Source organism: Veillonella nakazawae (assembly GCF_013393365.1).
GTDB lineage: Bacteria > Bacillota > Negativicutes > Veillonellales > Veillonellaceae > Veillonella > Veillonella nakazawae.
In genome coordinates, this window is record NZ_AP022321.1 from 1118319 (window position 1) to 1133849 (window position 15531).

Sequence of the window (15531 nt, forward strand, 5' to 3'; positions counted from 1 at the left end):
TTAGATTCGCTCCTGTACTAGATGTAATATATGTTCCACTGTTTCATCAAACGTCATGTTACTAGAATCCACAACAATAGCATCCTCAACGCACACCAGTGGAGATTCATCGCGATTTTTATCCATTTCATCGCGACTTTCAACATTCTTTTTAATGTCTTCTAATGATTGTTCATTAGAAGTACCTTGAACTTCAAGCCATCTACGTTTTGCTCGTGCATCTACAGATGCTGTTAAATATATCTTCAACTCAGCCTTTGGTAGTACAACAGAACCTATATCGCGACCATCTAAAATAACACCACCAACAGCAGCCATAGCTTGTTGGCGTTCAACTAAGTATTCACGAACACCTTTATAAGAAGCAATAGTCGATACATTCTCATTGATTTGTTGTTGTCGAATTAGATCTGTCACGTCTTGACCTTTTACAAATACTTTACAAGCATTTGCAGTAGGCTCTAATGTTAAATCTAATGAAGGGAGCAATGATTCTACATCTTTTTGATTGTTCACATTAACATGGCTATCGAGAACCGCCCATGTTACACCTCGATACATAGCGCCTGTATCAATATATAAATAACCCAATTCATTGGCCACTACTTTTGAAATACTACTTTTACCAGCCCCTGCAGGACCATCAATAGCAATGGCAATTTTTTTAGTATTCATAATAACCTCTATTCTTCATCACCATGTACAGCATGCATTGCCGCCACATAACCAGTGGAAAAAGCAGCTTGTAAATTATAGCCGCCCGTAAAGGCATCAATATCTAGAACCTCACCAGCACCATATAAGCCTTTCACCAATTTAGATTCCATGGTTTTGGGACTAAACTCTTTTAACGAAATACCACCGGCTGTAACAATTGCTTCTGCTACAGGGCGTAACTCCTTTACAGTTAATGTCATATGTTGTAATACATGACATAAACGCATACGTTCTTCTTTTGTAATTTGATTAATGGGTTTACTTGGATCTAATTCAGCAAGGTTTATCACAATCGGAATCAGATTGACAGGTAACAAATCTTTCATCCCATTAGCTAATTGTTTTTTTGAATATAAATCAAAATCCTTCTGTAAGCGTTTGTCTAAAACTTCTGCAGTTAATGCAGGCTTCAGATTTATTTCAATAGTGATTTGTGGATTTTTCTTACGCAACAATTTGCCTACTGTATGACTTAAAGACAAGATTGTAGGACCCGTAAGGCCAAAATGAGTGAACATCATTTCCCCAAATTGTTTTGCTTGTAACTTATTTTTCGAAATAACGGATACCTCAACATTACGAAGACTAAGCCCCATAATATCTTTTACCCAAGATTCCCCTGTTACAATTGGTACCAATGATGGTCTTATATCTGTAATGGTATGACCAATTTTTTTAGCTAAAGCATATCCATCACCAGTAGAACCAGTTAACGGATAAGAGGCACCACCGGTACAAATGATAGCGTCATCACAAGCATATTGTTCCTTATCTGTTGTAACTCCTACAACACGACCATCCTCAACAGTAATTGATGTAACAGGTTCATTTAAATGAACTTGTACTTTATACTTTTTAAGGATTTTCATGAATATATTGCGTACTTCTAAAGCAGAATCAGATTCTGGGAATACACGTCCCCCTCGTTCAACCTTAGTTTTTAAGCCCCAACTATGTAATAATTCAAGCAAGTCTTCATTACTAAAGCGTTCATAAGCGCCATATAGGAACTTACCATTACCAGGCGTATTTTTAATGAACTCGGCCATATCTGCACTATTTGTAATATTACAGCGACCTTTACCTGTAATGCCCATCTTCTTACCAACCATATTCATTTTTTCTAGTAAGATGACACGTGCCCCTTCACGACCAGCTATAACAGCTGCCATAAGACCTGCTGCACCACCGCCAATGACTACAATTTGTTTCATTCCTTACCTGCTCCTAACGCTTTTAGAGCTTTTACTTCACGAATTGTAAGCTGACGAGAACCACCACGTTTAACACCACCTAAGGTAAGCCCAGCATAGGCAATTCGTTTTAAGTTATGAATACGGTACCCAAAGTGTTCAAACATACGACGAACTTGGCGATTACGACCTTCATGGATTGTAATTTCTACTTCATGAACACCATTATGATCATCAAAACCGAGATCTACAATTGTTGCAGGAGCTGTTATACCATCTTCCAGTGCTACACCATTGGCAATAACCTGTAAATCTTCATCACGAACACGGCCCTTAATACGCACCTCATATGTTTTTTCTACGCCCTTAGACGGATGAGTTAAGTTTTGAGCCAACTCACCATCATTAGTCAACAACAATAACCCTTCTGTATATAAGTCAAGGCGACCTATTGGATAGATTCGTTTTGATTCATTTTTAATATAATCTATAACAGTTTCACGACCTTGAGGGTCAGACACAGATGTAATAACCCCCTTTGGTTTATTTAACAAGTAATAAACTGGTTTCTCTTGGGCTAATAATTGACCATTAACCTTAACTTTATCCTTTTGAGGATCAATTTTCACACCTAATTCAGTGATTCTACGACCATTAACCTGAACTTTTCCTTCTGTAATCAATTCTTCTGCCTTGCGTCGTGATGCTACACCACAACTAGCAATAAATTTTTGTAATCGTTCCATATTATCCTTCTGTTTCTGAAACTTCTTGATGTAAAGCCTCAATAGATTCTACGCCAGCACTTCTTAAAAACTCGTCAGTTGTTCCGTAAAGAATAGGTCTTCCTACAGTATCTTTATGACCTAGTTCCGCAATAAGAGATCGAGTGAGTAATTGTTTAATAATCTTATCACTATTTACACCGCGGATTTCTTCAATTTCAGCTTTAGTTATAGGTTGTTTATAGGCTATGACAGCTAATGTTTCCATCGCTGCATTAGATAATTTATCTTCTCTCTTACGGATATGCCCTACATAGTCAGCACTTTCCATGGCACTAACTAACTCAATACCTGCTCCAGATACTCTCAAACGGATGCCGCGATTTTTCTCTTCTAGTTCCCGTTGTAATGTATCTATATAATCTTGTACTTCCTCTTTTGAAAGTTCAAATACTTCTTCAAGCATTTCTATTGATATAGGTTTTGCCGATGAGAATAACACGGCCTCTAAATGCATTGTTGGTAAGCTCATATAGCCCCCTTTCTATACGGTACCTTCTAAGGCTGCAGTGAATATAATATCATCCTCTTCATAGCGCATTTCCATAACTTGTTGCTTCAACAATTCTAAAACAGCCATAAAGATTGTTACCATACCACTTTTTGTTTCAATTGCTATTAATAACTCTCTAAAATATAAACTTTCACCACGTCGTACTCGACTAGATAAAGACAAAATCATATCCTCTAAACTATAACTGTCTTTTTCAACTTTGACCTCGCGAATAGGCTCCTCTTCAGGTAATTCCTTAGCGCGTTTTATAGTCTGATAAAAAATCTCATATAATCGGGAAAGTTCTAAACTATATACATTGTCTATCCCAAGTACGCTTGTTTCTTCAGGTCTACTAAATATGTTGGCGGATACAGCTGTACGTTCCATCAATATAGCTGTAAAATCTTTGATTTTTTTAAATTCTACTAATTTAGCTACCAATTCATCACGTGGATCTTCAGCATCCTCCGGCTCAGGTTCAGCTTTAGGTAATAGCATACGCGATTTAATTTGTAACAAAGTAGAAGCCATTACAAGAAACTCACTACTATAATGAATATCAAAGTGATTCCAATTATCTAAATATTCCAAGTATTGACTCGTAATTTCAACGATAGGAATATCGGTGATTTCTATTTTATGTTTTTCAATAAGATGCAAAAGCAAGTCCAAAGGACCTTCAAAGACATCCAACTTGTAATTATAATCTCCCATAAACTCCAATCCTTAGAAAATATACTTTAACCATATAATTATAAAGCATTTATAGTAGTACTTTCAAATAATTGTTTTTTTTACAGTCATCTGCTATCTTTATTATAGTAATTATTATATATTATAGAAATAAATTATTGTGTATTCCTTCAAGAGGGGATTTATTATGTCATCTAGTTTAAAGCAAATTGGGAGAAACCCCATCTTTCGCTTTGGTATCATTGGTATTGCTTTATATATAGCTCTATTTTTCATCTATGAACCTATTACACTAGGTCTAGATGTTGAAGATATAACGATTTTAGCAGTACCAACAATTGTAGGTACTTTTTTATTTCAATATTTTATGGGATGTACCGTTTTTCATAGACCATTTTTGGGATATGGCTTAGTCGGTATTCTTTGGGCCCTTACATTCCCACTTCTGTTCCACTGGTCCTATGTAAAACCCTTATATTTTTATGAATTTGCTAATGATTTTTTATTTGGCTTATTAATCTTTATGGGTTTATCTGGGATTCAATTTTTACTAAACCAAACAAATCGTCTCCATAAAACTACATCATTAATCATGGCAATTATTACCATGATATTGAGCCTTATCCCATTCTTACAAATAGGATACTATCTAACTACATGGCATTGTTTAACGCCAGCTAGTTTACTAGCAGTATACATGACAAATCCTGAAGAAGCATTTGGTTTCTTAAAAAATGCTGCTGGCATTCCTGGTCTTATCGCTGTTGGTATTGGCCTTGTAATATGGACCTATCTACTCTACTGGTCTAATCTAGGAATGAAAGCGGTAGTAAACTTGAATACTACACGACCTATGCGCTCCACATTGCTCATTGCATCCATAGTAGCATTCTTAGTATACGTACCATTCTTCTTATTCCCGAAAACATGTATTGTAGCAAACTGGATTGCAGCTGGCGACTATGTAAAACAAATGCAACAATATAATGATAACCATCATTTAGTATTCGATTCCTTCAATTTGGATACAAAGGAAACTTCTGCTAGTAAAACACCAGGTACTATCATATTAGTTATCGGTGAATCTAGTTCTCGTGATTATATGAAGGTATATAATCCAAACTTCCCTTATGATGATACGCCATGGCAAGGTACTATGCGTGCAGATAATAAAGATTTTGTTTTCTTTGATAACGCATATTCATCATACGTACAAACAGTACCTACCCTCGAACGTGCTCTATCTGAACGTAATCAATATGATGATAAACCATTCCTCGATTCTGCGAATATTTTAGATGTTGCTAAAAAAGCAGGATATACTACTTCTTGGTTTAGTAACCAAGGTGTATTTGGCGAATATGATACAGCTATTTCATTAATGGCTAAAACAGCAGATACCACTAAATGGTCACATGAATCCTATGCTTTCTCTGATCGCTATGATGAATCACTCTTACCATTATTACAGTCTGTTGATCCAAGTAAAAATAACTTCATCGTCATTCATATCATGGGTAGTCATATTTACTACAATGACCGTTATCCACATGAATTTAGTAAATGGAAACAAGGTCCATATCCAGATGGCCAAGAAGCATATGCAAACAGCCAATTATATACAGACTGGTTATTACAACAGATTTATACTTATGGTAAGGAAAAATTAAACTTACAAGCCATGGTGTATTTCTCTGACCATGGTGAAAGCTTGGATAAATCTCATAATCCAGATACATTTGACTTTGTTATGACTCATATTCCATTCTGGATATATTTATCACCTCAATATCGTGCTGAGTATCCTCAAACAGCAAAAGAACTCTCTAAACACGAACATCAATACTTTACAAATGATTTACTATATGACACATTGATTGGTCTTATGCACGCACCTAATCAACGGTATGATGTAACAAGAGACTTTAGTAATGGTAAGTATCGATTCAATTTACATAACCTAACTACCTTACTAGGGGAACAACCATTAACTAATGATCCTGTAAACGCAGGAAAATAAACCTTAACATTTTCAGTAATATAAATGCATTTTATTATGTTAGTATAATGTAGTTTAGGTTTCACTAACACGAAAAAAGAGATGAGTTAAAAACTCATCTCTTTTTTTGTTCCATTAATAAGTCAATTTCTTCTTCCGTATAAACCTCTATATTATTCATTAATAAGGCCTCTACAGTACATCCGTTCCCCTCTCGCAGGGTTTTACTAAAGGTACCATCATAAATACGCTTATAACCGCAACTAGGACTTTTTGCTTTCATTAGAGCCTGCTTACATCCCTGTTGCATTGCTATATGCAATGCAATTTGAGCTCCTTTATGAAATTCTGTGGTTACATCAGTTCCATTAGCCGTACATACACGTTTACCTTGTCGTTCCGCAGGATCACGAGGTGTGCTAAGCCCACCTAATACTTCTGGACATACGGTTACTAGATCAAAAGTATCCTTTAACAGTGGTAACTGTTCTATAAGATTATCTTTTCCATCATAACGACAGGATACGCCACATAAACATTCACTAATTAATAATTTTGCTTTATTATTCATAACTTTATTAAACATAGATAATCGTATTTAAACTATGCCATTCTAATAACAAACGCACTTTCATATTTTTAAATTATACACATTTAAAATCTAGATTTAAATAAGAAAAAAAGACTAACCGAAGTTAGTCTTAATTGGTGCCGAGGACCGGAATCGAACCGGTACGGTTGTTTCCAACCGACGGATTTTAAGTCCGTTGCGTCTGCCTGTTCCGCCACCCCGGCATGGGTAACGATTGTGGAGGCGGCACCCAGAATCGAACTGGGGAATAAAGGTTTTGCAGACCTCTGCCTTACCGCTTGGCTATGCCGCCATATAAAGTTGGAGCGGGAAACGAGATTCGAACTCGCGACCCCCGCCTTGGCAAGGCGGTGCTCTACCGCTGAGCTATTCCCGCATGTACATGGTGCCTCAGGACAGAATCGAACTGTCGACACACGGATTTTCAGTCCGTTGCTCTACCAACTGAGCTACCGAGGCATGAATGGCGACCCCGATCAGATTTGAACTGACGATCTTCGCCGTGACAGGGCGACATGTTAACCGCTACACCACGGGGCCGTATCCAAAGTACTTGCTTAGTATATCGGTTATCAGGACTTTTGTCAACACTATCCTACAATATTTTTGATGAATTCTTCTTCATCTTTTAATGTTGTAGATTCTTTATGTCCTGGTTCGACAATTAAATCCTTTGATAATGTTAATATATGCTTCAAACTAATGATTAAATCACGGGGATTACTCTTGTAGTTATCGGTATTTCCTACATTTTGTTTGAATAAAGTATCTCCAGAAAAAAGATGTCCACCAATCTCCAAACAAACTGAGCCAGCACTATGGCCTGGTGTATGATGTACCATTATTATAAAAGGCCCTACTTCTAATTTACCGGCCACTAAATCTTTACAATTCGTGTACATCTTCTTTTTATATACACTAGGTCTACGTCGGATTAGTTGTAATAACTCTTGATCCAAAGGATGTAAATAAGCAGGAATATTATAATACTCACAAACCTCATCAAGAGCCGATACATGATCACAATGACCATGTGTTAATAATACTGCTAAAGGCTCAGAATCTCCTACCATTTCAATTATATGCTTACTATGAAACCCGGGATCAATAATAAGAGATTTTCCATCTTTAATTAATACATAACAATTTGCTTTATAAAGCCCTAGAGGGCGTTTTATAATATTCATATTATTCGCCCTCCTATAGGATACGATACCGTTTAGCAGATTGTTTTTTTATAAAATACCCTTCCCAGAATTGAGGATGAAGCATAACAAGAATTGTAAATAATTCCAAACGACCTAATAACATGTCTACCATGGCTACACATTTAGCACCATCAGACATACTACCAAAGGCATCTGTAGGCCCAAAACCACCAAATCCAATGCCAACATTACTAAGAAAAGCTGTTATAATTTGCATCGCATCATAAGTAGACATTCCAGTACAAGTCATAAGGAAAACAGATATAACGTAAATCATTAAATATAAAAATAAAAATTGCTGTGCCATCTGTATCCATTTAGTAGGCATCGGTTTACCATTAATGCGCACGACTTGTACCATCTCAGGATGAATTGATTTTCTTAAATAAATAATGCTGCTCTTAATTAGAATAATGAGGCGAATAATTTTTACGCCCCCTGTTGTAGAACCACTACAACCACCAAAAAATGATGAAATAAATAACATCATCTGTGCAGCGGCTGGCCACAAATCATAATCGCTTACAGCAAATCCACTACCAGTTTGAATCGATACATAATTAAAGGAAACATCTCTAAAGATTTGAATTGGATCATTAATATTTGATTGTACTGCCATCGAAATTGATATTATAGCAATTCCAATAAAAATAACTAGCCAATACATACGTGTTTCAAAATCATCAATCAAAACGCGAATGCCTCTTTGCAGTGCATTATAATATACTGCAAAATTACCACCAGCAAGTATCATGAAAAATATAAATACAAAACAGATATAGTTGCTTTGTTCATAAATAAATGTACCTGCAGATGTAGGTGCAAAACCACCTGTAGCAATAATGGAAAATGCATAATTTAATGCATCAAAAGGCTCTATACCACCAGCCCACAGCATAACGAAACAAATGGCGGTAAAAGCAACATATAAACGCCAAAGTTTAGAGGCCATTGATTGAATACGAGGCATAACAACACCAGGTTTTGGTACCGATGCTTCTGCATTAAACATATGAGCTGCATCTGCACCTAAGTTCTTTAAGAACGATAAGATAAGGACAATAATCCCCATCCCACCAATCCAGTGCATTAGTCCACGCCATAAAACATATGTCTTAGGTAAATCGTCTACGCTATTAATAATTGTAGCACCAGTTGCTGTAATCCCTGATGTAGCTTCAAATAGAGCATCAAATACATTGGTTAATATACCACTAAGAATAAATGGTAAGGAACCTAAGATAATAGTTAATATCCATGTAGCTGATACAACTAAAAACCCATCACGAAGACTAAAGCTTTGACTTTCATGACCATAATAGGATAAAAGTCCACCTAAGCCAAATGAAATACCAGTAGTAACCAAAAACGACCAATATGCAGTTTCAAATACGATACCATATATAAAAGGAATTAATGTAAAAATCCCAAATATATATAATAATCGCCCCACTAAGGACATGACAATTTGAATGCGCATAGTCCCTCCATACTAGGTAAGATATTTAAGTAATTTACTTACAGATTCAGGTAACGCAAATAGAACAATGTGATCTCCATCTAAGATTTCAGTATTACCACGTGGTACGATGGCTTCATCACCACGTAAAATTACACCAACTAACGCCTTCCCTGGTAAACGAATGTCTTTTAGTTGTTTACCAGCCACAGGTGATTCACTTGTAATGGCAACCTCTATAGATTCCGCTTTTCCACCTTCAAAGGTCGAAATAGATAAAACACCTTCTCCACTACGCACGAAACGTAAAATTTGACTCGCTGTAAATAAACGTGGCGAGAATACAACATCAATACCCACTTGTTCCATAAGCATAATGTATTCAGGTCGACCTACGCGCACAACTGTCTTTGGTATGCCCATATGCTTGCCGACAAGAGCAACAAGCAAGTTGAGCTTATCATCATCTGTAACAGCAATTATAACATCACTATCTGCAATTTCTTCTGCTTCTAAAAGGTCAAAGTCTGTAGCATCTCCATTGATAACCATAGACTTATCTACAAGATTAGCAAGTTTTTCACAGCGGTTAAAATCTTTTTCAATGACCTTAACAGAGAATCCCGCTTGTTCTAAAAGAACTGTTAGATTTCTACCTAATAGACCAGCCCCAATGATAACAGCCCGTTTATAAAATGTACTGTGATTATGGAACCAAAGATTTTCTACTTCTTCAACAGACTCTTTTAAGCCTAAGAAGAATACACTGTCATCAACTTGTAGAATACTTTCACCATGGGGAATAATCATTTCACCATACCGTAAAACCCCTACTAGTAAAACACCTTCAGGGAATTTAATATCTTTTAAAGGTTGACCTATTAATGGAATATCATCTGTAATCTTAAATTCCATAAGGCGTACAGAACCTTGGCCAAAATCTTCTACATCAATAGCTGATGGAGTCTCTAGAATTTGTAAAAGCTCTTGAGCCGTAACCATTTCAGGATTGATAAATAAATCGACCCCTAATTTAGCACGCATCTCATCATCCATATGTTCTGCTACAGTATTATCTCGCACACGAGCAATCGTTGTAGGAACACCTGTAATTTTAGCTACAGAACAAGATAACATATTTACTTCATCAGAATCGGTAACAGCAATAAACATTCCTACATCATCCATACCGATTTCGTTGAGCAATTGTATATCACTGCCATTTCCTTGAACAAGGCTAACATCTAGTGTATTTTCAAGATTTTGTATACGTTCTGGAGAACGATCAATTACATATACATCATGATTATCTTGTATCAAGCGTTGTGCCAAGGAATAGCCAACCTTACCAGCACCTACAATGACAATTTTCATCGCCTTTATTCCTCTTCTTGTGATTCATTACCAACAGGAGGTGTCCATTGACGTCCTGTTTCAGTTAACAATGTCCAACCATCATCTTGAACAATTTTTTTCTCTTTCATCAAATGCCCTAAAGCACGCTTAAAGGCAGCTTTACTGATATTAAATTTATCTTTAATCAACATCGCAGAAGATTCATCGCTATATGGCATCTTGCCTCCACGATTAAGAAGGTACTCCATTATAATGTCTCCATCAGAAATGAGTGCCTTTTCCTTAGTAGGACGCATAGATACGTTGATACGACCATCATCACGTTTAAAGGTAACACGACCTTCAACCATTTCTCCTACTTTTAATTTTCTAGTCATCTCAGAACGATGTAAAAAGGCAATCCATCGTTCAGGAGTGATGAAGAATGCCCCATCACTAGTCAAGTTGTAGATAGCGCCTTTAACAAGTTGTCCTACTTTAGCATCTGTAGCAGCCTTAGATGCGCGACGCATTTCGTCATCAACATCCATAGATACTGCAAAACGACCAGATTTATCTGTATAGAGTCGAACCCAAACTTTTTCGCCCACTTGAGGACGACCACGCATCTCTGCGTGAGGCATGAAGATACCACGCTCAGTACCAACCTCTACGAAACAGCCAAAGTTTGTAGTATTGATTACCTCAACATACCCAATTTGGCCTACCTTCATCGCTGGTAAACGCATAGAAGCAGTCAAACGCCCCTTTGGATCGCGATATAAAAATACCTCTACTTCATCACCAATGGCAACAGGAGATGTTTGTTGATCCTTATGAAGCAAAATATCATCATTTGTATTGCCAGTTTGACCATCTAGAAAAGCCCCTTGATCACTAGTACGCAATACTTTTAATGTGGCAATTGTATTTTCCAACAATTCTGTAGCCATACTATACTCCTTCAAATGGAACTCGAACTGCATCATTCCATAATTCTTCTAAACCGTAGAATTCTCGCAACTCATCACCACCAAAGACATGACAAATAATATCGCCAAAATCAAGTAAAATCCATTCACCTTCGCGATAACCTTCTCTATGATTTACTGTCATGCCCAATTCTGCTGCTTTATCTTCCATTTCATCAGCAATACTCTGAGATTGCTTAATATTATTTGCACTAGCAATTAGGAAGTAATCCCCTAACATAGATACACCTTCTAAATCGAGAATTTCGATATCTCTGCCTTTTTTATCAAAAGCAGCTTGTGCTAATTGTAATACGATTTGTTTAACTTCTTCTTTATTTTTCATACTATTCCCCTTTTAACGTTTATTAGTACTCTCATCACCCGGTTCTGATGGCTTTGTGATAGTACCACCATTATGTTCTGATTCAGGTGCAACCTTGGCTGTACTATTAGTTGGAGCTGTAACAAATTGTGTCATTTCATTGGCTGGTAGATTTCCCATCGTAATGCCTACTAATCGTTGTGCTTCTGTTGGATTTACCTTCCAATATGTCATATCGCCAACTAACTCTTTTTCACCAGGAAGAATATAGAAATGAATCTCTTCCTTATTAATTTTGCTAGCATTATACACAAGCTTAATAGCATCTAATGTAGAAATATTACTATCATAATGATCCCAAATTCTCCAAATATGCCATGCATTTGTTAAGAAGAATGAATTATGCTCTTCTTCTACCCATAGTTTCAAAAATCTTTCTTGTCGTTGTACACGTGTAAATGTATCGTGTTTTGGATCAGAATATCGTAAATAGGATAAAGCCTTATCACTATCTAATGTTTGATATCCTCGTTGCAAATCAATATCTTTATTTCCCTCTGCATCTACGTGTTCCATAGTCTGTTCTACATAGATTTGTTGATTTCCTAATACATCGTTAGTCTTTTTGAAAGCATTTTGATTAACTACAACATAATATGGTATAGAAATATGGAACATATCTTCAATGACAGCCTTTGTTAGATCAATACCACCTTTTTCATAGATGCTATTGAGCATACTTGCATCGGTCTGATCTCTATTATCAATTTTACTATTACTAGGAATGCCAATAACATCCATTGTTTTTTGATCTAAATTAATGGATAACAAGAATAGACTATCACTTTGACTAGGATTATTATCATCAGTACCGACAACAAGAATGTATAATGGTTTATCTAACCCTTTTTGTTCTACAGATACAGTATTACCATCTTGTTTATTTCCATTATCTACAGCTGTATCAGTTGTCTCAGTAGTACCTGTAACAGCTCTATACACATAAGATACCCCAGTATACAAACCATAGCCTATACCCCCAAGTAGGGCAAGTACTACAATAACAGCTACTATAAATCTAGGCCATTTAACAGATGACTTTTGTTGACGTCTTCTTCTACGACGGCGAGCTCTTGCTCGTTCACGTTCTTCCATATATAAACTCCATTATTTACAAGATTGTAACACATCATTACGACCAAGAATGGTCAACGGATAAATCGATAAATTTTGCTCAATAAGATGAATAATAGTATTATCAAAACCAAGCAATACAGCCTTATCTAAATCTAGTTCTGAAACGTTACGCAACTCATCCACACCGGGAAAATCTCGATTAGGCTCAATATAATCTGCTAAAAATATCACCTTATCTAGCGTAGACATATGTACCTTTCCAGTCGTATGAACTCGAATGGCTTCTAAAACCTCATCATCAGATATAGAAAACTCTTTTTTTGCTCGAATCATACCAGCTAAACCATGTAAAAGATTGCCATTACTTAATAATTCTTGATCAGCATCATAAGATTCACTTTTCACAAGATTTTGCATATCCTGTAAAGGCAATTCTTTAGCGCAATCATGTAGTAATGCGGCTAATCTAGCCTTTTCCACATCAATGCCATAAAGCTTAGCTAAATGAGTAGCCGATTCCACAACGCCAAGAGTATGCTTAAATCGTTTCTTGCTCAGCCATTGACTCACTCTAAGTTGTATTTCATCAAATGATAACATCCTTTATTCCTTCCCATAAATATGGTGTTCCTCAATATATTCCACCACACATTTTGGCAACATATATCGAACTGTTTTACCAGAGTGTAGACGTTCTCGTAAATACGTAGCAGATAATTTCATCTCAGGAACCTCCATAAGATGTATTTTTTCACGTGCTTTAGGGCCTAAAATTGCTAATGTTTCGTCAATTGCACTTGATCCATCAGGTCTTGTAGCGCCAATAAAGTGGACCTCATCTAATAATTCCTCAATAAACTTCCACGTTGGTAATGCACGAATTGTATCAGTACCAGCGATAAAGTAAAATTCAACATTTGGTCCATAAAGGACCTTAAAATGTTGAATAGTATCAACTGTATACGAAGGGCCTCCTCGGCGCATCTCTACATCAGAAATCTCAAAATTAGGATTATCTGATACGGCTGCTGCCGTCATAGCATATCGATGACGACTATCTATTACATCATGTTGTTTGTGAGGCGGAACCTTGGCAGGTACAAAAATTACCTTTTCTAGGTTAAAGCTTTCACAAGCAACCTCAGCAATCATTAGATGCCCTAAATGGATAGGATTAAATGTTCCACCTATGATTCCTATACGACGTTTCTCTACCATAATAATGCCACACCCTTAATGACAATGACACAGATAACGATAAACAAGAGCAATGCCTTTCCATAGGATATCCATTCGTATCGACCTTTTGGAGTCTGAATATATCTGTAGTATGCCCTTATTAAGTAATATACGGTCTTCACTTTCGAACTTGGCCTTCTCCAAATACAAAGTATTTATAAGATGTTAGTGCTTGTAATCCCATTGGTCCGCGAGCATGAAGCTTTTGGGTGCTAATACCAATTTCCGCACCAAAACCAAATTCAAAACCATCAGTAAAACGAGTTGATGCATTGTGATACACTGTAGAACAATCTACTAAGTTCATAAATACTTTTGCACGCATTGGTTCATCTGTTACTATAGCTTCTGAATGATGTGTAGAATATAAATTCACATGATCGATTGCTTCCTCAAGAGTATCAACAATACGTACATTTAAGTCCATATCATTATATTCTGTATTGAAAGAATCATCTGTTAAAGGAATTGTATTACCCATATATTGAGCTACAGCATTATCGCCGTGAATTCGTACCCCATATTCTTGTAACGCTACATCAAGACGAGGTAAAAACTCAGCAGCTACAGCTTGATGTACTAATAGAGTCTCCATAGAGTTACATACAGATGGACGCTGTACCTTTGCATTAATAGCAATTTCTAACGCCATATCTAGATTGGCATATTCATCGACAAAGGTATGACATACACCACTCCCCGTTTCAATTACAGGAATACTACTTTCATTAACAACACGGCGAATGAGTCCTGCTCCACCACGTGGAATAACAACATCAATATATTCACGTTGTTGCAGTAATACGCCAACCATCTCTCGCTCTAGAACCTCCACGAGTTGAATCGCATCTGGCGTAATGCCTAGTGTTTCTAAGGTATTGCGCATAATAGACACAATAATTTGGTTAGTATGGAATGCCTCTTTACCACCGCGCAATATAGTAGCATTTGCAGTTTTTAAACAAAGTACACCAGCATCGATAGTCACATTGGGGCGCGCTTCAAAAATAATACCAATAACACCAAAAGGTACTGCTCTTTTTTCTATAGTCAAGCCATTAGGACGTGTAATCGTTTCCATAACAGATCCCACAGGGCTTTCAAGAGTCGCCACTTGACGAACACCTTCTGCCATTTGAGCAATACGATTAGGTGTTAATGTTAATCGATCAATCATGGTTTGAGGTACATTATAATCGCCAGATTTATCTAGATCTAATTGATTAGCGGCCATAATTTCATCGGTTTGTGCTTCTACAGCATCAGCGATTGCCAATAATGCAGAATCTAATGTACCTTGATCAATTTGAGCCAATTCAAAGGATGCCGCTTTAGCTCTTTGACCCATATCTTTACAAATTTCTTCATACTGGTTCATAGGA

The 15531-nt window shown here is 36.6% G+C and carries 16 protein-coding genes and 5 tRNA genes; 1 reads left to right on the forward strand and 20 read right to left on the reverse strand.

Annotated features, from left to right (window positions below):
- The 5 genes from cmk to VEIT17_RS05045 are packed head-to-tail and all read right to left on the reverse strand — an operon-like array spanning position 1 to position 3905.
- Entirely contained in the window at positions 1-675 is a 675-nt protein-coding gene (gene cmk, locus VEIT17_RS05025; RefSeq protein WP_024065980.1) for a (d)CMP kinase, read from the reverse strand.
- An 8-nt stretch (positions 676-683) separates the two neighbouring features.
- Positions 684-1931: a BaiN/RdsA family NAD(P)/FAD-dependent oxidoreductase gene (locus VEIT17_RS05030; RefSeq protein WP_178885056.1), complete on the reverse strand. Its 1248-nt coding sequence runs from the start codon at positions 1929-1931 to the stop codon at positions 684-686.
- The gene (locus VEIT17_RS05035; protein WP_024065982.1) at positions 1928-2656 is read right to left on the reverse strand and encodes a pseudouridine synthase; all 729 of its coding nucleotides are present in this window, start codon (positions 2654-2656) and stop codon (positions 1928-1930) included. The genes VEIT17_RS05030 and VEIT17_RS05035 overlap by 4 nt, the downstream gene beginning before the upstream one ends.
- A 1-nt stretch (position 2657) precedes the next feature.
- Positions 2658-3167: an SMC-Scp complex subunit ScpB gene (gene scpB / locus VEIT17_RS05040; protein WP_024065983.1), complete on the reverse strand. Its 510-nt coding sequence runs from the start codon at positions 3165-3167 to the stop codon at positions 2658-2660.
- A gap of 12 nt (positions 3168-3179) precedes the next feature.
- The gene (locus VEIT17_RS05045) at positions 3180-3905 is read right to left on the reverse strand and encodes a segregation and condensation protein A (protein WP_024065984.1); all 726 of its coding nucleotides are present in this window, start codon (positions 3903-3905) and stop codon (positions 3180-3182) included.
- 166 nt (positions 3906-4071) lie between these two features.
- On the opposite strand from VEIT17_RS05045, the gene VEIT17_RS05050 reads away from it, so the two are divergent.
- The gene (locus VEIT17_RS05050; protein ID WP_178885058.1) at positions 4072-5904 is read left to right on the forward strand and encodes a phosphoethanolamine transferase; all 1833 of its coding nucleotides are present in this window, start codon (positions 4072-4074) and stop codon (positions 5902-5904) included.
- A 94-nt stretch (positions 5905-5998) separates the two neighbouring features.
- On the opposite strand, the gene VEIT17_RS05055 is transcribed toward VEIT17_RS05050, so the two are convergent.
- From VEIT17_RS05055 to VEIT17_RS05125, 15 genes are all read right to left on the reverse strand, one after another.
- Entirely contained in the window at positions 5999-6454 is a 456-nt protein-coding gene (locus VEIT17_RS05055) for a 2-thiouracil desulfurase family protein (protein WP_129823248.1), read from the reverse strand.
- Positions 6455-6589: 135 nt separating this feature from the next.
- Positions 6590-6678, reverse strand: a tRNA-Leu gene (locus VEIT17_RS05060).
- 14 nt (positions 6679-6692) lie between these two features.
- Positions 6693-6767 (reverse strand) — tRNA-Cys (locus VEIT17_RS05065).
- Positions 6768-6776: 9 nt separating this feature from the next.
- Positions 6777-6851: transfer RNA gene (locus tag VEIT17_RS05070), tRNA-Gly, on the reverse strand.
- Between the two features lie 7 nt (positions 6852-6858).
- Positions 6859-6934, reverse strand: a tRNA-Phe gene (locus VEIT17_RS05075).
- Positions 6935-6939: 5 nt separating this feature from the next.
- Positions 6940-7015, reverse strand: a tRNA-Asp gene (locus VEIT17_RS05080).
- A 50-nt stretch (positions 7016-7065) separates the two neighbouring features.
- On the reverse strand, positions 7066-7662 hold the full coding sequence (locus VEIT17_RS05085) for an MBL fold metallo-hydrolase (protein ID WP_129822974.1): 597 nt from the start codon (positions 7660-7662) through the stop codon (positions 7066-7068).
- 13 nt (positions 7663-7675) lie between these two features.
- Positions 7676-9163 (reverse strand): TrkH family potassium uptake protein, encoded by a 1488-nt coding sequence (locus VEIT17_RS05090; protein ID WP_129822973.1) that lies wholly within the window; start codon positions 9161-9163, stop codon positions 7676-7678.
- A 12-nt stretch (positions 9164-9175) separates the two neighbouring features.
- Positions 9176-10516, reverse strand: coding sequence for a Trk system potassium transporter TrkA (gene trkA, locus VEIT17_RS05095; protein WP_178885060.1), 1341 nt, complete (start codon positions 10514-10516; stop codon positions 9176-9178).
- 5 nt (positions 10517-10521) lie between these two features.
- On the reverse strand, positions 10522-11430 hold the full coding sequence (locus VEIT17_RS05100) for a CvfB family protein (RefSeq protein WP_129822971.1): 909 nt from the start codon (positions 11428-11430) through the stop codon (positions 10522-10524).
- A 1-nt stretch (position 11431) separates the two neighbouring features.
- Positions 11432-11794: a ribosome silencing factor gene (gene rsfS, locus VEIT17_RS05105; protein ID WP_024066146.1), complete on the reverse strand. Its 363-nt coding sequence runs from the start codon at positions 11792-11794 to the stop codon at positions 11432-11434.
- A gap of 12 nt (positions 11795-11806) precedes the next feature.
- Positions 11807-12928: an LCP family protein gene (locus VEIT17_RS05110; RefSeq protein ID WP_119208207.1), complete on the reverse strand. Its 1122-nt coding sequence runs from the start codon at positions 12926-12928 to the stop codon at positions 11807-11809.
- Positions 12929-12940: 12 nt separating this feature from the next.
- Complete coding sequence (gene yqeK, locus VEIT17_RS05115) at positions 12941-13510, reverse strand: bis(5'-nucleosyl)-tetraphosphatase (symmetrical) YqeK (RefSeq protein WP_178885062.1); 570 nt, start codon at positions 13508-13510, stop codon at positions 12941-12943.
- Between the two features lie 3 nt (positions 13511-13513).
- Positions 13514-14128 carry a nicotinate-nucleotide adenylyltransferase gene (gene nadD, locus VEIT17_RS05120; RefSeq protein ID WP_178885065.1) on the reverse strand — a complete coding sequence of 205 codons (615 nt, stop codon included), beginning with the start codon at positions 14126-14128 and terminating at the stop codon, positions 13514-13516.
- 139 nt (positions 14129-14267) lie between these two features.
- A complete protein-coding gene (locus VEIT17_RS05125) occupies positions 14268-15527 on the reverse strand; it encodes a glutamate-5-semialdehyde dehydrogenase (RefSeq protein WP_178885066.1) in 1260 nt (419 codons plus the stop codon).
- Positions 15528-15531 lie beyond the last annotated feature (4 nt).